The sequence below is a fragment of the Alteromonas sp. ABH4_453 genome (assembly GCF_056160665.1).
On sequence record NZ_JBSWXP010000004.1, the window covers coordinates 222,530 to 240,569 of the forward strand.

An 18,040-nucleotide genomic window follows, 5' to 3' on the forward strand; every position below is an offset into this window, starting at 1 on the left:
GAGTAAAGGATATGGTATCGACAAGAAAGGTCCACGAAGCCGAACGGCCACCTTTTGAAGCGTGGTTAGATAGCCTTGAGTTAAGTGCAGAAACAAAAGAAAAACTAAGTGCTGTATCATCTATTCCCGAGCGACTGTTGGTTGGTCAGGAAATGGTTGAGATTTTGTGTCAGCTCAATATGGATGACGCAACGCTTCAGGCAGCCTTGGTTTTTCCATATTGCGAACAGCACGCCTTAAGTGAAGACGATATTAACGAAGAGTTCGGTGGAGAAATTCGCGACCTAGTCGTTGGTGTGCGCCGAATGGATGCCATTAAGTCGTTACATGCGCGTAAAGTGAACGGCGCTGGCTTTGCTGAAAGATCAGACGAGCAGCATATAGACAGCATTCGTCGTATGCTCCTTGCGATGGTAGAAGACGTACGTGCCGTTGTTATTAAGATGGCTGAGCGTATTTGTGCACTACAACAGGTTAAAAAAGCTGACGAAGAAACCCGTGTTATGGTGGCCCGAGAGTGCGCCAGTATTTATGCGCCATTGGCAAACCGCTTGGGCATTGGTCAGTTAAAGTGGGAACTTGAAGATCTCGCGTTTCGCTACCTACACCCCATCACCTACAAGCAAATTGCCAAGCAGCTTGACGGCAAGCGCAGAGAGCGCGCCGAATACATAGAAACCATAGTAGGCGACTTGCAAGGCTTACTTGATGGTGAAGAGATCCGCGCTGAGGTTTATGGCCGTCCTAAACATATCTTCAGCATTTGGAAGAAAATGCAGAAAAAGCGCCTTACGTTCGAGCAGCTTTTTGATATTCGTGCAGTACGTATTATTGCCGAGCGACTTCAAGATTGCTACGCAGCGTTAGGTACCGTTCACGCAAGCTATAAACACTTACCTAACGAATTCGACGATTATATCGCTACGCCTAAACCCAATGGATATCAGTCAATCCATACGGTGATTGTGGGTCCTGAAGGAAAGTCGGTTGAGATTCAAATTCGTACCCAGAAAATGCATCAGGACGCCGAACTGGGTGTGGCTGCACACTGGAAATATAAAGAAGGTAGCACGGGCAAGCAGTCAGGCTATGACGAGCGCATAAACTGGCTTCGTCGCATATTAGCGTGGCAAGAGGAAGTGGCCGAGTCTGGCGACTTGGTTGAAGAACTTCGCAGCCAGGTGTTTGACGATAGGGTGTATGTGTTCACACCAAAAGGCGATGTTATTGACCTTCCCCAAGGTGCTACGCCGCTTGATTTTGCTTACTATATCCACAGTAATGTCGGACATCGCTGTATTGGCGCAAAAGTGAATGGACGAATAGTGCCTTTCACTTATTTACTGCAAAGTGGCGATCAGATAGAAGTACTTACTGGAAAAGAGCCAAACCCAAGCCGCGACTGGATGCACCCAGGCCTTGGCTATGTGCATTCATCGCGGGCGCGTGCCACTATCCATTCCTTCTTTAAAAAGCAGGACAGAGACAAAAACCTTGCTGCCGGTAAAGAGCTACTAGAGCGCGAACTTCAGCGTGCTCACTTGCCCGCCAGAGTACCCAATGAGGCATTTGAGAAGTTTAATTTACAAACCCTTGATGACTTGTACACCGCGGTAGGTGCCGGTGATGTACGTGTTATGCAGGTGATTAATTTTATTCATCACTTGCAGGAGCCACCAGCCCCAGAGCCCGAAATTAGTCCTAAGGTGAAAACGCGCAAAACTGCGGCTGGGTCAGGCAAAAAAGATGCGGTGGTGGTGCAGGGCGTGGGTCACTTAATGAGCCAGTTGGCAAATTGCTGTAAGCCAGTACCAGGCGAAGCTATTTTAGGCTATATCACACAAGGCCGTGGCGTAAGCGTTCATAAAGAAAGCTGTAGTCAGCTACAGCACTTGTTGTCGCAGCACCCTGAGCGCCAAATAGAAGTGAATTGGTCACATGAGCTTAAAGTGGGTTTTGAGACGGGCATTGATATATTTTGCCACGATAGAAACGGCCTGTTGCGCGACATTACTACTGTGTTGGCAAATGAAAACGTACCGCTTTTAGGCGTAAACAGCTTAAGTGATAAAAACAGACAGACGGCACTAATTACCATATCTATCGAAGTTAATGACCTTGAAAGAGTGTCAAAAGTGTTAACCCAATTGCGACAGCTAAAGGGCGTGACAGATGCAAAACGCAAGCAAAGCTAGCCTTGGCGAAATGCAGCGGCTGCTCGACATTATGACGCAGCTGCGCGACCCGCAATCTGGATGTCCGTGGGATGTGAAACAAACCATGGAAAGCCTAACTCGCTACACCATAGAAGAAGCCTATGAAGTGGCAGATGCTATCGCCACTGGTGATATGCACGATATCAAAGATGAGCTCGGTGATTTGTTGTTTCAAGTGGTGTTTTACGCGCAAATCGCTAGTGAATCGAAGGCATTTTCTTTTGACGATGTGGCGCAAAGCATTAGCGATAAGCTTGTGCGCCGGCACCCTCATGTCTTTGGTGTACAGTCAGACGATGAAGTAAAAAGCGATGAGTTAAGCGTTACACACAAAGAACGTACGCCATTAAACGACAGTGCTTTAAACGCGCAGTGGGACGCAATTAAAGCCCAAGAAAAGCAACTTAAAAAGCAGCGTTTAAAGAAAGATGGCGAAGCTGTAGAAACCAGTATTTTAGATAGCGTACCCAAAGGTATGCCGGCACTTATGTACGCGCAAAAGCTGCAAAAAGCCTGTGCAAAGGTAGGCTTTGACTGGCCTGACGCCGCACCTGTTATTGATAAAGTACGCGAAGAAGTAGAAGAGATTCAGCAAGAGCTTGATACGAAGCAACGCCTTCTATGTGAAAACAGTACTGACAAAAAGCCTTCAAGCAATGTTATGCATGATAACCAACTGGCTATCGAAGAAGAAATTGGCGATGCGCTTTTTGCCATGGTTAATTTGGCAAGGCATTGCAAGGTAGATGCTGATACTGCGCTTCGCAACGCCAGTAACAAGTTTGCCAACCGTTTTAAAGGTGTAGAGCGTTTAGCGGCAGGGCAGGGCGAGAAGCTCGACGCATTGACTTTAGATGAAATGGAAGCGCTGTGGCAGCAGGTTAAACAATCTTCTAATGCTAAGTGATTTCACTCTTTGGCTAATCAAAAGCGCAACGCAATAGTACAAGGTTAATTCCATACTAATGCCTTAGAAGGCGCAGTAACTTAAAAAAACTACCAATACCGCTGCAACCAAAAGACAAAAAAGACAAAAGCGAGGAGTAATACAGGCAATGTTCGCTTTTGTGCTTTGGTTAGTGCAGAGGTTTTTGTTCTCTTCCAAGTCATCATCACGCCTGTTGCAGAAAGCGTAGATAGACCAACACCAAATACAAACCAAATAAGCTTAGTTAAAAGACCACCAAAATACCCAAAGTGCAGTGGGTCTGCATATTCATTAAGGTAGTTAGTCCACGCCATGTTTTTTGGCTCTTGAATACGAATAATGTTCTGCGTAGTTATATCTATGTCTATCTTGTGTGCGCGTTCACGCAGCAGTGGGTTGTAACCTAGGCCTGTAAATCGCAATGTGCCTGTATTAGATGTAGGAAACAATACGCCAGTTATCTGCCAGTTCTCAATGGCTTGCGATGCCTGCTCAAAAGCATTAGAAAACTGTGTGCTTGATACAGGGTTAACTTGCTCATAATTTGCAATTGCAGTGGCCTTGGGGGCGCGAGGCTCAAATCGGCTACCAGCAACAGCCGCGCCGAATTCAAATAAATACCACCAACTGGTTATAACAATGACAACGAAAAACCAGAGGCTCCACAAGCCAAACAGTTTATGAAGGTCGCTCAGTAGGATCCTTGAACCTTGATTTAGGCGAAGCCGGGTAATGGCTGTCTTCCAGTTTCGGGTTGTTTTGAGGCCCGTATAAAGCGAGATAGCAAGAATGAATGCGAAAAAGGTGACCGTCGGCAAGCCCAGATAATTGGGCATAAACAGATAACGGTGAAAGTCTCGAAAAAAACGCTGTACCGTTAAAATCGGAATATCGCCTGTCACTTCATAGGTGTACTGGTCTACGTGAATGAAACGGTCATTGCCATCGGGGAACTCTGCTCTGACACGGTAGGTAAAATTGTCATGACCCATGGTCGAGATAGACTTTATCTTTACCTGTTCTGAATAGCTAAGCGCTGCCTTATAGATATTGTTCCACTTAGTCGTTTCATCATCGGTGTTGTCTATGTTGCTGGGCAGTGTGTTAAACGTGCGCATTTCGTCATACACAAGCCAATCAATTTCATTGGAGACCGTAGCAATAGTGCCCGTTGATAAAATAATAAAAAGGACGATAGAAAGCTGAAAGCCTACCCACGCATGCAGGTTGTATAACTTCTTTCTGTATTTTCTTTGCGCGGTTCTATCGTTGGTCATGAAATTCTAATGTAACGAAAGTAAAGATAAGCTCTGCTTTGGGAGCAATACTCAAATCATGCAGCTTAATTAGAATAAACACCGGCTAAGCTTAAGCGTCTTTTATTTGATTTGTTCAAAAGCTTAGCCAATATTTCTACTTTAAAAAGCGTTGTTGGTTACCACTTGTAAGTGAATTCTACAAAACCGTTCCTCGGGTTTCCGGGGAAGTGACCTGTGCGCTCAATAAAGCCTGATTCTGCATACTCTTTATCAAAGAGATTATCTACTCTAAACAGTACACTGTAGTTGTCTACTTCCCAAGTTATTGATGCATCGGCAATGAAATAGGACTTCACGTTTTGCCCAGACAGACTCAATTGATCGTCGACATAGTTTCCACCAAAGGCAAAGGCAAGATCCCATTCAGGAACTTGGTAACGCGTCCAGAAACCAAATTGATTCTGAGGCGCATTAGCGAAGCGGTCGCCGACACTATTGCTAATACCGCCACCGCCATTATCTGCGGTGATTCTTGCGTCGTTGTAGCCATAAGCTACGCTCAAGATCCAATTTGGCGTTATGTCAGTGATAACCTCAACTTCGAATCCGTCACTGGTCACCTCACCCACGGGCGCGACATTATCAATGCCGTCGCCTTCAGGATCTTCCCCGGTAGATTGAAGGATATTTTCTCGGGTTATTTGATACACGGCTAATCGTAGCAAGGTAGTTTCATCGAACAGTTCTGCATTTATACCACCTTCGATAATATCTCCTGTGGTTGGCTCAAATGGTCCGCCAGCCTCATTCTGCTGATTACTTACCGACTGAGGTTCATAAGAATCTGCCCATTGTCCATAAAGCGAAATGTTAGAATTAATCTTGTAAATACCACCAATGCGAAAACTTACATTTGAATCGTCGAAAACAGCACTAGACGTTTCGTCTTCAAATTGGTCGTAGCGCAAACCAGCAACAAAGGTAAACTGTTCCCAAGCAAGTTCATTCAGTACATAGGCACCGTTTCGCGTTTGCTCGGTTGTGCTCAATGGTCTGAATTGTACATTGTAGTTTTCAGACTGCGTTATACCGTAGTTAGGGTTAGTAAGTGTTAGTGGAATGATATCTGATTCAAGTGAAGTCCCGCTTAGATAACGAAGAACGAAATCTTGCTGAAAAGCCGCAGCACCCAAAAGCGCGTCCTCTTTTCCTTTATAAAGGTCAATGCCGAACGCCGTTCTATGGTCAGCACCCAACCACTCACCTGAATATACAAAGTTGGCGCCAAAGCTAAGTTGCTCTTGTTCGCGTAACTGATCCCTAAATTCACGGCCGACAAGGTCTATGTTCCCATCTCCATCACTATCAATAAGCGCACGTGGTTCGTGGTAGTTCTGCTCTTGTTCATTATCTATGTAGCGCAAACGTGTATTGTAGCTTACTGCATCGTTAAGCTGTCCTTCTAGAGAGAGTTGAACAGAGTCAGAACGCAAGTTTAGAAAATCACTGGCTTCATTATGATTCCAGTCTGGATTTGTGAGAAAGTTACCACTGTCGTCGACGGGTACGCCGCGCAGTCGGTTAGCGCCCAAATCTTGTGAGTAATGGGTGTATTGAAGCGTTAGTAAGTGGCCTTGAAGGTCATATGTATAGCCAGAGTCGAAGATAAATACTTCACTGTCGCTGTTGTCGCGATAGGTATCTTGCTGCTCGTAAAAAACACCAGCTCGCGCATTTTGATTGTTGTCAATCGCTCCATTTATTTCTGCTGAGCCACCAAAGCGGGAATGTGAACCAGCTATGATCCTAGCATTGGCGTCGAAATCTGAGGTTGGCTTTTTAGTGACGTAGTTAAATAAGCCACCTGGCGCGCCTGGTCCATAAAGCATACCAGCAGGACCTTTTAAAAAGTCCACGCGTTCAATATTAAATAATTGAGGTACGTTGAAGCCTACATAAGGGTCTCCGCGTAAGCCATCAAAAAAGATTTCTTCTTGTCTGAAGCCGCGTGCGGTCACACCGGCATAGCTAAACTGGCTAACACCTGCAATATTGCGATAAATATCTTTGGCGTTTCGAGCACCTTGGTCGCGTATCAAACTTTCGTTAATTGTTGTGATTTGCTGGGTTGAATTAAGCGGGTCGACACTTAATTTACCTGTAGATGAGCTACCATTGCGATATAGATTGATCGCTCTACTAGTCACTACCACACGCTCTACTTGGTCGGATTTCGCGGGTGATATTTCACGTGTATCCGAAGAGGTTTCAATGTCTTGTGATAAAGCAGGGGAGGTCAACGAAGCAGCTATTAACGCGGCTAAATATTTCATTGCAAAAAAGTCCAAGTGTTGTGTGATAAAAGGAGCGTGATGAAAAGCTAATACCTTAGTATAAATGATAACAGTTTTCATTATCGTTTATCTATAGTTGTATGCCATTTGTCGTGTTGTAATCAATATCAGTAAGCGAGAGTTATGGTGTGCAGCAACGTAGATGGATAGGTGTCAATTCGCATCAAAGTAAATTAGACCAATGTAGATGGAAACTTCATTATTTTGGCGTATGGTTATAGAGTAGGTTTGATTTACGACAAAGCAATGTAGATCCACTTTATCTAATATCTGAGTATAAATTTGGCATATTGGAAGGGTGTGTCGCTGGTGTTGAGTTATGACACTTACCAAGGAGTTGGACTGAATTGGGCGTTAGTATTTCATGAAAAAAGTACTGTATTTATCACTCGGGTTGTTTTTTACCCTTCTAGGTATTATTGGCGCATTTTTGCCGGTAATGCCAACAACTGTTTTTTTGATAGTGGCGCTTTTTTGTTTTACGAAATCCTCACCGCGCCTTGAAAACTGGTTACTTCAACACCCTAAATATGGCCCCAGTCTTGTTGCGTGGCGAAAGCATGGTGCAATTTCGAAAAAAGTGAAATGCATAGCGTGCTGCAGTATGCTGATAAGTTTTATTCTGGTTTGTCTTTTTGCGTCAATGCCGATCCCCGCTTACATAGGCATCGCAATGTTTATGGGAATAGGCGCGTACTTTGTGGTTACGCGCCCCAGTATTCCAGCCATTTAGAGCTGTACCGAAGCTCAATAGCCTTCACAAGTTAATTTCCCGTCGTTGGAAAAATCGGATTGTGACACCCCATTAGCTCTAACGGTTCCTACCTAGTCGCTCGTGACTGCTCACCCATTCATCCGCTACCACAGCAGAACTTAAAGATAGATCGCCACATAGCACGGTCGCGGCAACAATTTCCGCAAACTTGTTAACGCTACCTCTTTCTGTGCAGCCAAGTATGCTTAAACATTCATTTTGTGTAGCCAGACCCGTTCCACCTCCATAGGTAGCAACGATTAGCGATGGAATAGTAACAGAGAAGTAATAGTCGCCGTTTGGCGTAATTTCGGCGTAGGTAAACCCCGCTGATGATTCAGCTACGTTAGCGACATCTTGCCCGCAAGCGATAAACATGGCGGTAATGCCGTTAGCGAAGTGGGCGCCGTTATTAACACTACCTGCCATTAGTGCGCCCATGTTTGAATATTGGCGCTGCTTAAATAATGCTTCTGGCGGACAATGCATTATATCCGTCATAAGTTGTTTTGGCAGGGTTATTTCTGCTACAACGCGCTTTCCGCGGGTATGCAGCGAGTTTAAGTGAGAGTGCTTTTTATCGGTATCAAGATTTGCGGCCAGCACAAAGTGCTCAATAGGGCGTGGGTAGTTCGCTTGGATCCACTCACAACCCGCTTTAGTGGCTTTGCTTACCATATTCTGACCAGCCGCATCACCGCAGGTGAAATTGAATCTTAACCAGCGTAGCTTAGATGCAGCGTACTGCTCAATATCCCTTAGTTTGCCCACGCTGGTGGTATTATCACAGGCTCGTTTGATGGCTACAAAGTTTTGCTCGACCCACCTGCCAAATTCTAGGGCTTCGCGTGCATCGGAAAACGCGAACATGGGCGCTCGCTGCATGGCATCGTCAATAACGGTGGTCGTTATGCCCCCAGCCTCTCTTGTTAGGCGCATGCCTCTACTGTAACTTGCGGTCAAGGTGCCCTCTGTTGTTGCCATTGGAACGTAGAACTCCCCTTTGGCGTGCTCTCCATTCACTAGCATCGGGCCTGCAAAGCCAATAGGCACCTGTGCAACGCCAGCAAAGTTTTCTACGTTTCCCGACAAGGCTTCAGGTTGAATAGAATAGTGTCCTAAGTGGTTTAGCTGGGTGCCGGTTTCGCGCGCAATAAACTCGCGGCGTGTTCGGCTCATCTCGTGGGTATAGTCGTTGTCTGAGGAACGTGGGATTTTAGGCATCGGGCCACTCCTTTTTTCTTTAATAATAGGAGTGCTGATACCGAATGAAAACTGTTTACAATTTATACATGGGGATAAGTGCCGCCTATGTATGCGCTTTTTATGTAGAAAGGCAGTAAATTCACCTTTCTACACGCAAAAAACAGGGGACATTGCTTATTTCGAACTCACTAGCGACGCGAGACTGCGCCGCATACTGCTGATGATGCTATGCTTTTTGAGTCAATTTTGCTTGAAGTACAGCAATCTCTTCTCGGCGTTTTTTATCTGCTAGAGGCCGGTTGGCTTTTTCTGGCGCGTTTTGAGCGCGGATTAAAAACGCTTGGGCCTCTTCGTATTCACCATCGTCGAAAAGAAACTCAGCATAGAAGAAGTTTTGGTCCATACCTTCTGGGTTAATTTCCAACGCACGCTTAAACAATTTTTTTGCCTTCTTATCGCTTCCAAAGCTAACTGGCCAGCCTGGAACTTTATGATAAAGTGCCGCTAATACAGTCAGTGCCGTCCCGTCTAATACCGCCTCCTCTTTTTTAATGGCACGTTCTAAGTTTTCCTTCGCACTTTCAGCAAAGTCTAGGGCACCCAAACCGCCTTTTGCACTGGCCATACTTGATTGAGAGATAGCTAGCCAGGTCAGTGCTTCAGCGCTATTTTCTGATTGCTCGACTAACACTTTCGCTTGCGCTATCAGTGCAGAAAATGCTTTTAATTGGGCTTCACCTTCAAGCTCATAGTTCGTTTTTGCCCACGCGTGTTGCAATGGTAGCAAATCAAGAGTGTTTGCATGAACCGTAGATATCGACAGCATAGTAAGAAGGATGAATAGCAAAGGAGAGAAGAAATTCTTTTTCTGCATGAAAAGTCGCCTTTATAAGAAAGAGGTAGTTAGAAATAAACTAGATAACTCGACGAAATTATTAGTAATTCCATGAATTATCGTTGAATCGGCGGCCAATCTAACGATATTTGCTGTGAAAATCTATCTAAATAGCTGCAGCTTCTGGTTTTTCGAATAAAAGTTCGAAGACGACATGAGCCTTTTAAGTATTACTCAATAAGCTCTTTCGTGAGTGCATCAATTGCTAGCTGTGGGTGTTTGTCCCAGCGGGCGTAGTTTATTCGATAAGGAATGTTGGGATTATCAAGATAGTGAATTTTACGTGTGCCACTATCGACGAGCTTTCCTGCCTCTTCGTGGTAGTCAAAGTAATTAAAAATGTTATTAAGTTCACCGTTTTCCAATATTCGAATAAGACCTATCTTCAACCTGTTGGCAAGCGCCTGATTATTTGGGCTTACAAAAAAATATTCATAGTTGGGATAATTGAGTAGGTGATATTGCTCTAAGGAAACATGCTTATCAGAATGGCGGGTCAAATCACGATGTACTTCAATGATGTTGCGGGGAAAGGCGTCAACAAGATTTTTCTCCACAAGAGAATACATAGAATTAAACCACAAGCTCCAATCCTCGCCTTCAACGTTGTAACCATTCGAGCTCAGTACAGTCAAGTCTGGCCAATCCGAACCCTGTACTAGGGTCCGAGTTTTCAGTGTTGAACTATCAATGGAATAGTCAAAATCATCTTGTTTATCTGGATTTATGACGAACACACGGAAGCCTGCAAAACCCTTGAGTAATGGAAGTCTGATTGGGGTAAGTTGTTTTTCTCTAACTTTACTGGTTGCGCTCCACATCACGTCAGCTTCGCCATTGATAAGTGACACCAGCTGACGGCTTTGACTCATGGGTTGTGGATGTGGAACTAAGTTTGTGGTCCCCAGCTCTGGGGTTGCATTAAGTGCGGCTTGCAAAACTGCGACGTGATAGTTGCCGTATTCGTCGTCTGCAAATGCGCGTGTGAAAATAATGCTCTTATTATTTTCTTCTTTGGCCGCTGCGTCGTAGCAAAGGAAAAATAACGCAAATGCACTAAAACATACCACTGATGAGATTTTCATTTGTTTTGTTTGTGATTAAAAATTCAACAAATAGAAGTTATCGCATATTTGATGTGTTGTCATTGTTTTAATGCCTAAATTATATTCATTTATTTTGCATTAGGGGTTCGCATTTATGTCAATTCCTGTATAATTCGCGCCCTGCCCAGTTACGCCCACCTTTGGGAAGGTGGAAGAATCAGCCGGCTCGAAGGGGTCTTTGTGTTGATTTTAAGGTGATTTCTGGTGTTCAGAAATCAGTAACGACGATATTATTCGGGTGAATTTGAAAATGAAAACTTTTGTTGCTAAGCCAGAAACGGTACAACGTGACTGGTATGTGGTAGACGCCACAGACAAAACTCTAGGCCGTTTGGCTTCTGAAATCGCACTACGCCTTCGTGGTAAGCATAAGCCAGAGTACACACCTCACGTGGACACTGGTGATTACATCATCGTAATCAATGCTGAAAAAGTTGCGGTTACAGGCCGTAAAGCGCAAGACAAAATGTACTATGCGCACTCTGGTTACCCAGGTGGTCTTAAAGAGACAAACTTTGAAAAACTAATTGCTCACAAGCCAGAAATGGTTCTTGAAAAAGCAGTTAAAGGCATGTTGCCAAAAGGCCCTCTAGGTCGCGCAATGTTCCGTAAAATGAAAGTTTACGCTGGTGCAGAACACTCTCACGCAGCACAGCAACCACAAGTTTTGGACATTTAAGGAGCTATTAACATGGCAGATACTCAATACTACGGCACAGGCCGCCGCAAAAGTTCTACTGCTCGTGTGTTCCTACGTCCAGGCACAGGTAGCATTAAAGTAAACCAACGCGCTCTTGACGAGTACTTTGGTCGTGAAACAGAGTGCATGGTTGTTCGTCAGCCACTTGAACTTGTTGAAATGACTGAGAAGTTTGACGTATACATCACTGTTAAAGGTGGTGGTTCTAACGGTCAAGCGGGTGCAATCCGTCACGGTCTTACTCGTGCTCTTATGGAGTATGATGAAGCACTACGTCCAGCACTTCGTAAAGCTGGCTTCGTTACTCGTGACGCACGTCGCGTTGAACGTAAGAAAGTTGGTCTACACAAAGCGCGTAAGCGTCCACAATTCTCAAAGCGTTAATTTTTACGTTTTTTGTATTGCAAAAACCCGGCTTCTGCCGGGTTTTTTATTGCTTAAAATCCATTATAGAGCGTCGATTTCCAAAGTGGGCTGAAGCCTATCTTGCCGTTTATTTCATAACAAAGGTTTAATTTGTGCGTGCTATATCGCCAAATATTCTTCAAAACCTTGATTTTAGGCTTTTCTCTCACTAAACCTAAACACACTAATTGAATTAAATTATCGCTTAAATATCAGTAAAACCTTGTGTTTATAAGGGCTTTTCTTTTATCATTTGCGGTCGAAAATTTTGAAAACTTTCGTGACCTCGTAAACCAGTAAATTTTTGCTGTTACGTTGCTGTCATGACAAGCCATATGATGTATGACGCAAGCGTGATAAAACCAGTATAAGCTTGGGTTACACATCATAATTATCCAAACCTGGAGAAATGTGGATGAGCAATGTATCTGTAGATGCAACAGAGTCTGCACACAATGAAAACCAGCCAGAAAACAACACTCGTCGTCGGTTCTTGACCGTTGCCACGTCGGTAGTTGGTGGTGTAGGTGTCGTTGGTGCTGCTGTGCCTTTTATTGCGTCCTGGAATCCAAGCGCCAAAGCGAAAGCCGCCGGTGCTGACGTTGAAGTAGATATCAGCGGGATTGAGCCTGGACAATTAGTACGTGTAATGTGGCGAAGCAAGCCTGTATGGATTGTACGTCGTACGCCAGAGATTCTTGAAGAACTTGGCACACACGAAGATAAGCTGAAAGATCCTAACTCTGAAGCTGAGCAGCAACCTACTTTTGCTCAAAACCGTTTCCGTTCGATGAAAGAAGAATACCTAATTCTAGTGGGTATTTGTACGCACTTAGGTTGCTCTCCACAGCACCTTAAAGACGGCGCTTTCGAAGAAGTGGTTGAAGGTGTACCAGACGGTTTCTTCTGCCCTTGCCACGGTTCAAAATTCGACATGGCTGGACGTGTATTCCAAAATGTACCTGCACCACTGAACTTGGTTGTACCGCCATATCAATTCGTTGATGACAATAACATCATCATCGGTTCAGAAGCGGAGGCTTAATTATTATGAATGCTTTCCTAGGTTGGATTGAAGAACGCATCCCAATGATGCGCGTTGCGAATATGCACGCCCTTCAATATCCTGCTCCAAAGAACATGAACTTTTGGTACGTGTTCGGTTTTCTAGCCACTATTGTTTTGGTAAACCAAATTGTTACTGGTATTTGGTTGACCATGAACTTCGTTCCATCTTCAGAAGGCGCGTTTGCCTCTGTTGAATACATCATGCGTGAGATCGACTACGGTTGGATAATCCGTTACATGCACAGTACTGGCGCATCGGCGTTCTTTATTGTGGTATATCTACACATGTTCCGCGGCATGATTTACGGTTCTTATCAGAAGCCTCGTGAGCTTTTATGGGTGTTTGGTATGTTTATTTACCTAGCACTTATGGCAGAAGCTTTCATGGGTTATGTACTACCTTGGGGACAGATGTCTTACTGGGGTGCACAGGTAATCGTATCGCTATTTGGTGCTATCCCTGTTGTTGGTCCTGACTTGGTAATCTGGCTACAGGGTGACTACGTTATCTCTGGCGCAACACTAAACCGCTTCTTCGCATTACACGTTATTGCGTTGCCGTTGGTTATCGTTATTCTTGTGTTCCTTCACATTATTGCACTTCACGAAGTGGGTTCTAACAACCCTGATGGTATTGCAATTAAGCACAAGAAAGGTTCACTACCTGAGTCTGAAAAGACTAAATATGAAATTCATGAATACTATACAAGCAAGTACGACATTGCTGATGACGTATTGCCGTTCTTCCCACACATCGTACTTAAAGACCTTGTGGCATTCTGCATATTCTTAGCACTATTTACTTATGTGTTGTTCTTTGCCCCTGAAATGGGCGGTAAATTCCTAGAGCACCCTAACTTTGAAATTGCTAACCCGTTGAAAACACCTGAGCACATCTTCCCTGTCTGGTACTTCACGCCGTTCTACGCAATTTTGAAAGCGGTACCTGATAAGCTGTTCGGTGTACTAGCTATGTTCGGTGCAATTGCTGCGCTATTCGCTCTGCCTTGGTTAGACCGTGGTCGCGTTAAGTCATGGCGCTATCGCTGTGGTCTACACAAAGTAAACCTTATTGTGTTCGCAATTGTGTTTGTCTTCCTGGGTTACCTAGGTGGTACGCCACAAGAAAACTGGAAAATCATTGCGTCGCAAGTTGCTACAGTAATGTACTTCGGTTTCTTCATTGCATTGTTCTTGTACAGCAAAAACGAAAACACTAAACCTGTGCCAGAGAGGATTTCTAAATGAAAAAAATGATGTGCTTTTTAGCCTTCTTCCTACCTGGCGTAGCGCTTGCGGCAGGCGGGAACGTACACCTAGATAAAGCGCCTATCGATTTAACCGATAAGGCGTCTTTACAACGTGGTGCACAATTGTTCATGAACTACTGCTTAGGCTGTCACTCAATGAAGTACCAGCGATATCAGCGTTCATTCCAAGATTTGGGTATTCCGGACGAACTAGGCCAAGAGTACCTGCAGTTTACGGGTGAAAAAGTATCTGACTATATCACTCGTGCAATGCCTGAAGAAGCTGCTGCTGGCTGGTTTGGTGCTGCTCCACCAGATCTAACCCTAGTGGCGCGTGTTCGTGGTGAAGACTGGATTTACACTTACTTGCGTTCTTTCTATGTAGACGAAAGCCGCCCGTTTGGTGTGAACAACACAGTATTCCCAGAAGTGGGTATGCCACACGTACTTCAACCACTTCAAGGCACGCCAACGCGTACTTATGAAGAGCAAATGGTTGATGGTGAGATGGTTAAGCGTTATGTAGGCATTAAGTCAGATGGTACTGGCGCAATGTCTCCTGACGAGTACGACCAAGCTGTTGCCGATATCGTGAACTTCCTAGAGTACACGGGTGAGCCTTCAAAACTTGAATCTCACAAAATCGGTAAGTGGGTACTTATCTTTATCGCAGTATTGTTTGTATTTGTTTACTTACTGAAGAAAGAATACTGGCGAGAAGTGCACTAATCGCACAGATTTATGTATAATATGAAAAGGGGGCTTCTCGCCCCCTTTTTTGGTATTTACTCGTGCTACCTGAAAACCCTTATGTATAGAGTGTTCAGGTAGCACGAGTTAACGTAATAAGCTTACCGTTTGTAAGCGTAAACTTGTTTCTCGACGGAGGAAATTGAATGGCCGTAGCCGCGAATAAACGTTCTATTATGACGTTGTTCTCTGACACAATTGATATTTATAGCCACCAGGTGCGTATTGTGTTGGCAGAAAAAGGTGTGGGTGTTGAAATCAGCTACACAGATCCTAGCAACTTGTCTGAAGATCTGTTGGAGCTTAACCCTTACGGTACTGTTCCAACTCTAGTTGATCGCGAGCTTGTACTTTACAAGTCGCATATCATCATGGAATACCTTGATGAGCGTTTCCCTCATCCACCACTTATGCCGGTTTATCCAGTATCACGTGGTCAAAGCCGCCTTATGATGCATCGCATCGAGCAAGACTGGTACTCGCTTGCCGCGCGTATTTTCCGTGGCGAAGGTGACGTAGAAGCGGCACGTAACGAGCTACGTGAAGCCTTGTTATCACTTGCGCCTGTATTTGGTGAAATGCCTTACTTTATGAGCGAAGAATTCAGCCTAGTTGATTGCTACCTTGCTCCGCTATTATGGCGTTTACCTGCACTAGGTATCGAACTAAACGGTGCTGGCAGCAAAGAAATTAACGCTTACATGAACCGTATTTTCTCTCGCAGCTCATTTAAAGCGTCTTTGACTGACCAAGAGCGTGAGATCCACAACCCGCTATGACATCTATGACGTCAAACCAGCCCTATTTGCTTAGGGCTTTTTATGAGTGGATTGTTGATAACGACTTAACGCCGTACATTGTGGTGGATGCAACTAACGAGTTGGTTGAAGTACCTCAGGAGTTCGTGAAAGATGGTCAAATTGTCTTAAACGTATCGCCAAGTGCGTGTGTTAACTTTTCTCTCGATTTAGATGGCTTATCGTTCCAAGCGCGCTTCTCTGGGCAACCTAGAAGATTAAGCATGCCTTGTGAAGCGGTAATGGCTATTTACGCAAGAGAAAATGGTGCAGGGACTGTATTCGCCACTGAAGAAGATATGGCTCGTGCGCAGCAAGAGCGCCCAGAAACATCTGAAGATGCTTCTCAACCTAGCGGCCCAACGTCGCTGGAAGATGCTGATGCAAGCGACGTGAAAGACGCACCTGTACCACCTAAAAAGGGTAAGCCTACCCTCAAGGTTATAAAATAGCTCATTAACTAGCTTATCAAATAATGTATTAGCCTGGTTTTGTGAAGTTTATCTACTCAGCAAAGCCAGCGCTAATCTTTCTTATTCCAGTTAAGCTTCATCTCTGGTTCCCCTACAAAAGTAAAAACACCCCATTAGCTGAGTAATAGGGTGCTTTAACGTGGCACTGCCGTTTACCAGTTAACGGGTTCGCGTTATCACAACACGACTTGTCGGAAAATCAAAGCGATGGGCTTCCGTTAGTACGGACGTTGACAAACCTTCACGGCTTGGGTCATTTACGTTTGCACTGGTTACCACACCTTGATGGAGCCTTACTGCATCGGCAAGGTCGTCCCTCACTACATCATAACCCGCTGCCTCTCCACCACCACCACCTGCTGCTCCTGCGGCAGGGCCCGGCATTGTGGCTGCTGTTTCTGTATTAGCCTCTGTACCGGCGTCCCAGGTCACTGTCATGAAAGTTTTCGCATCACCCACTGCCATATTACTTACGTTAGCTGCATTTAAGCCGGTAAATGCATCGTTGGTGTTAACCAACATGGTTGTTACCGTAAGACGTAGGTCGTCAGCATCGAGTTCTGGAACCACAAGAGTTAGTTCTGTGCCCATTGAACGAGGGCCCAATATGCCCCCAGAGTTTTGCGCATCTAAAAATTCCGTGGAGCCCATTGCTTCAGTAATGACCATAGACGGGTCACCGCCCTCAGCCATAATTTCAATGCCCATGCTGGCTGGCTCGCCCTCACTAAATGAATGGAAGCCTGACTCATGCAATATGACGGCGGCAGGTGCAAAGGGCTGGGAGTAGGTTAAGTTGGTAATTTGTACGGTATAAACCGCTGAATTACCATTGATACCATCTTGGCCGTTAGAACCATCTTGCCCGTCTGCGCCATCGGCACCATCTTGACCGTCGACTCCAGCTTCACCTTGAGGACCAGCGGGTCCTTGAGGGCCTGTATCACCATCGTCGCCGCACGCCGCTAAAAGAGCTGATAGCATTAATAACGTACTGAGTTTTACTATTGGATTAGTCATTGTAATGGCTCCTCAAGATGCAGGAACAGTTATAACAACACGTGCAACGGGGTTTAACCAACGGTGTACGGTAGAGTCCAGATCACTGGCACCAGCAACGCTATCAGTGTCGCCAAGCGCATTGCGGTGAATGTGTACTGGGCCATCTTCACCATCTTCAATTTCGCCATTAACGATTTGTGCACCCACACCCGTGCCACCCGTACCTAAGTCAACGATACGAGTAGGTGCTCCACCACCGGCAACACCAGGCACGCCATATCCCCCCAGCGCATTTCCAGTGCCAGCTTCAACAACGTCAGTACGAGCACTATTTAGTTCATCGTTTAACTCAGTGCCGGCATCGTACGCATTTAGATAATACGTATAGGTGCCAGGCTCTGTAGGGATTTCAATACTGTCCATACCAACAAAGGCATCGTTAGTAGGTATTAGCATTGAAAGTAGCGAAAGATAAGGCTTGTCCATAGTATCGAATTCGTAGCTTAACGTAGCTTTCGGGGCTACGAGGCCGCCAAAACGATGCCATGTGTTCGAGCCATTGTCTGTATCGACAGGACCCAATAACGCCTCAAAATTTGCGCCGCTTGAATCAGCGTTTTGTTCATCGTCAATAACACCCGCTTCAGCAAGCCACGCTAATGCCGATGACGCTGGCTGTCCGACTTCAAAAGCGTCAACGGTGTCATCGTGCGCAATAACTAGGCGTGGCGTAAAGCTTTGCGCTTGGGTTAGGTTAGTAATTTCAACATCTAATGTTACTGCTTGGCTTACTGAAATTGTTGCGAGCGACAGTAGGGTAGCGCTAGCAAGTTTATTGAATTTCATCTTATTGTCCTTGTTTATGGCTTAAATCGCA

17 protein-coding genes are annotated in these 18,040 nt (G+C 45.1%); 10 read left to right on the forward strand and 7 right to left on the reverse strand.

Annotation, left to right across the window (positions count from 1 at the left end; genetic code table 11):
* The first annotated feature begins 11 nt into the window (after positions 1-11).
* Complete coding sequence (gene relA, locus ACXAGV_RS09700) at positions 12-2,195, forward strand: GTP diphosphokinase (RefSeq protein WP_474873077.1); 2,184 nt, start codon at positions 12-14, stop codon at positions 2,193-2,195.
* Positions 2,173-3,123: a nucleoside triphosphate pyrophosphohydrolase gene (gene mazG / locus ACXAGV_RS09705; RefSeq protein ID WP_474873078.1), complete on the forward strand. Its 951-nt coding sequence runs from the start codon at positions 2,173-2,175 to the stop codon at positions 3,121-3,123. Before relA ends, mazG begins: the two co-directional genes overlap by 23 nt.
* 89 nt (positions 3,124-3,212) lie before the next feature.
* Here mazG and ACXAGV_RS09710 read toward each other — a convergent pair whose 3' ends face one another.
* Both ACXAGV_RS09710 and ACXAGV_RS09715 read right to left on the reverse strand, forming a co-directional pair.
* Complete coding sequence (locus ACXAGV_RS09710; RefSeq protein WP_474873079.1) at positions 3,213-4,421, reverse strand: PepSY-associated TM helix domain-containing protein; 1,209 nt, start codon at positions 4,419-4,421, stop codon at positions 3,213-3,215.
* 158 nt (positions 4,422-4,579) lie between these two features.
* Entirely contained in the window at positions 4,580-6,736 is a 2,157-nt protein-coding gene (locus ACXAGV_RS09715; protein ID WP_474873080.1) for a TonB-dependent siderophore receptor, read from the reverse strand.
* A 385-nt stretch (positions 6,737-7,121) separates the two neighbouring features.
* Here ACXAGV_RS09715 and ACXAGV_RS09720 point away from each other — a divergent pair, with 385 nt between their 5' ends.
* On the forward strand, positions 7,122-7,490 hold the full coding sequence (locus ACXAGV_RS09720) for a YbaN family protein (RefSeq protein WP_474873081.1): 369 nt from the start codon (positions 7,122-7,124) through the stop codon (positions 7,488-7,490).
* A gap of 78 nt (positions 7,491-7,568) precedes the next feature.
* Here the strand turns inward: ACXAGV_RS09720 and ACXAGV_RS09725 are convergent, their stop codons facing one another.
* The 3 genes from ACXAGV_RS09725 to ACXAGV_RS09735 form a co-directional block, all read right to left on the reverse strand.
* A complete protein-coding gene (locus ACXAGV_RS09725) occupies positions 7,569-8,735 on the reverse strand; it encodes a hydroxymethylglutaryl-CoA reductase (RefSeq protein WP_474873082.1) in 1,167 nt (388 codons plus the stop codon).
* 208 nt (positions 8,736-8,943) lie between these two features.
* Positions 8,944-9,591, reverse strand: a complete 648-nt coding sequence (locus tag ACXAGV_RS09730; RefSeq protein ID WP_474873083.1) for a tetratricopeptide repeat protein — start codon at positions 9,589-9,591, stop codon at positions 8,944-8,946.
* A 191-nt stretch (positions 9,592-9,782) separates the two neighbouring features.
* Entirely contained in the window at positions 9,783-10,697 is a 915-nt protein-coding gene (locus tag ACXAGV_RS09735) for a hypothetical protein (protein ID WP_474873084.1), read from the reverse strand.
* A 271-nt stretch (positions 10,698-10,968) separates the two neighbouring features.
* Between ACXAGV_RS09735 and rplM the strand changes: the two genes are divergently transcribed.
* The 7 genes from rplM to ACXAGV_RS09770 all read left to right on the forward strand — a co-directional run bounded on the left by rplM (position 10,969) and on the right by ACXAGV_RS09770 (position 16,140).
* Entirely contained in the window at positions 10,969-11,397 is a 429-nt protein-coding gene (gene rplM, locus ACXAGV_RS09740) for a 50S ribosomal protein L13 (protein ID WP_012517329.1), read from the forward strand.
* A 12-nt stretch (positions 11,398-11,409) separates the two neighbouring features.
* Entirely contained in the window at positions 11,410-11,802 is a 393-nt protein-coding gene (gene rpsI / locus ACXAGV_RS09745; protein WP_014948330.1) for a 30S ribosomal protein S9, read from the forward strand.
* A 436-nt stretch (positions 11,803-12,238) separates the two neighbouring features.
* Positions 12,239-12,868: a ubiquinol-cytochrome c reductase iron-sulfur subunit gene (gene petA, locus ACXAGV_RS09750; RefSeq protein WP_118490220.1), complete on the forward strand. Its 630-nt coding sequence runs from the start codon at positions 12,239-12,241 to the stop codon at positions 12,866-12,868.
* Between the two features lie 5 nt (positions 12,869-12,873).
* Positions 12,874-14,139, forward strand: a complete 1,266-nt coding sequence (locus ACXAGV_RS09755) for a cytochrome b (RefSeq protein WP_474873085.1) — start codon at positions 12,874-12,876, stop codon at positions 14,137-14,139.
* Complete coding sequence (locus tag ACXAGV_RS09760; RefSeq protein WP_014948333.1) at positions 14,136-14,870, forward strand: cytochrome c1; 735 nt, start codon at positions 14,136-14,138, stop codon at positions 14,868-14,870. The genes ACXAGV_RS09755 and ACXAGV_RS09760 overlap by 4 nt, the downstream gene beginning before the upstream one ends.
* Before the next feature lie 167 nt (positions 14,871-15,037).
* Positions 15,038-15,670, forward strand: a complete 633-nt coding sequence (gene sspA, locus ACXAGV_RS09765) for a stringent starvation protein SspA (RefSeq protein WP_012517332.1) — start codon at positions 15,038-15,040, stop codon at positions 15,668-15,670.
* Positions 15,667-16,140 (forward strand): ClpXP protease specificity-enhancing factor, encoded by a 474-nt coding sequence (locus tag ACXAGV_RS09770; protein WP_474873086.1) that lies wholly within the window; start codon positions 15,667-15,669, stop codon positions 16,138-16,140. Before sspA ends, ACXAGV_RS09770 begins: the two co-directional genes overlap by 4 nt.
* Before the next feature lie 180 nt (positions 16,141-16,320).
* Here ACXAGV_RS09770 and ACXAGV_RS09775 read toward each other — a convergent pair whose 3' ends face one another.
* Positions 16,321-17,181 (reverse strand): spondin domain-containing protein, encoded by an 861-nt coding sequence (locus tag ACXAGV_RS09775; protein WP_474873087.1) that lies wholly within the window; start codon positions 17,179-17,181, stop codon positions 16,321-16,323.
* Positions 17,182-17,193: 12 nt separating this feature from the next.
* The gene (locus ACXAGV_RS09780; protein ID WP_474873088.1) at positions 17,194-18,009 is read right to left on the reverse strand and encodes a spondin domain-containing protein; all 816 of its coding nucleotides are present in this window, start codon (positions 18,007-18,009) and stop codon (positions 17,194-17,196) included.
* Positions 18,010-18,040 lie beyond the last annotated feature (31 nt).

Excerpts from the sequence above, each read along its gene's own strand:
- relA (WP_474873077.1), top strand. The coding sequence starts at position 12 with ATGGTATCGACAAGAAAGGTCCACGAAGCCGAACGGCCACCTTTTGAA.
- mazG (WP_474873078.1), top strand. The coding sequence starts at position 2,173 with ATGCAAAACGCAAGCAAAGCTAGCCTTGGCGAAATGCAGCGGCTGCTC.
- ACXAGV_RS09710 (WP_474873079.1), bottom strand. The coding sequence starts at position 4,421 with ATGACCAACGATAGAACCGCGCAAAGAAAATACAGAAAGAAGTTATAC.
- ACXAGV_RS09715 (WP_474873080.1), bottom strand. The coding sequence starts at position 6,736 with ATGAAATATTTAGCCGCGTTAATAGCTGCTTCGTTGACCTCCCCTGCT.
- ACXAGV_RS09720 (WP_474873081.1), top strand. The coding sequence starts at position 7,122 with ATGAAAAAAGTACTGTATTTATCACTCGGGTTGTTTTTTACCCTTCTA.
- ACXAGV_RS09725 (WP_474873082.1), bottom strand. The coding sequence starts at position 8,735 with ATGCCTAAAATCCCACGTTCCTCAGACAACGACTATACCCACGAGATG.
- ACXAGV_RS09730 (WP_474873083.1), bottom strand. The coding sequence starts at position 9,591 with ATGCAGAAAAAGAATTTCTTCTCTCCTTTGCTATTCATCCTTCTTACT.
- ACXAGV_RS09735 (WP_474873084.1), bottom strand. The coding sequence starts at position 10,697 with ATGAAAATCTCATCAGTGGTATGTTTTAGTGCATTTGCGTTATTTTTC.
- rplM (WP_012517329.1), top strand. The coding sequence starts at position 10,969 with ATGAAAACTTTTGTTGCTAAGCCAGAAACGGTACAACGTGACTGGTAT.
- rpsI (WP_014948330.1), top strand. The coding sequence starts at position 11,410 with ATGGCAGATACTCAATACTACGGCACAGGCCGCCGCAAAAGTTCTACT.
- petA (WP_118490220.1), top strand. The coding sequence starts at position 12,239 with ATGAGCAATGTATCTGTAGATGCAACAGAGTCTGCACACAATGAAAAC.
- ACXAGV_RS09755 (WP_474873085.1), top strand. The coding sequence starts at position 12,874 with ATGAATGCTTTCCTAGGTTGGATTGAAGAACGCATCCCAATGATGCGC.
- ACXAGV_RS09760 (WP_014948333.1), top strand. The coding sequence starts at position 14,136 with ATGAAAAAAATGATGTGCTTTTTAGCCTTCTTCCTACCTGGCGTAGCG.
- sspA (WP_012517332.1), top strand. The coding sequence starts at position 15,038 with ATGGCCGTAGCCGCGAATAAACGTTCTATTATGACGTTGTTCTCTGAC.
- ACXAGV_RS09770 (WP_474873086.1), top strand. The coding sequence starts at position 15,667 with ATGACATCTATGACGTCAAACCAGCCCTATTTGCTTAGGGCTTTTTAT.
- ACXAGV_RS09775 (WP_474873087.1), bottom strand. The coding sequence starts at position 17,181 with ATGACTAATCCAATAGTAAAACTCAGTACGTTATTAATGCTATCAGCT.
- ACXAGV_RS09780 (WP_474873088.1), bottom strand. The coding sequence starts at position 18,009 with ATGAAATTCAATAAACTTGCTAGCGCTACCCTACTGTCGCTCGCAACA.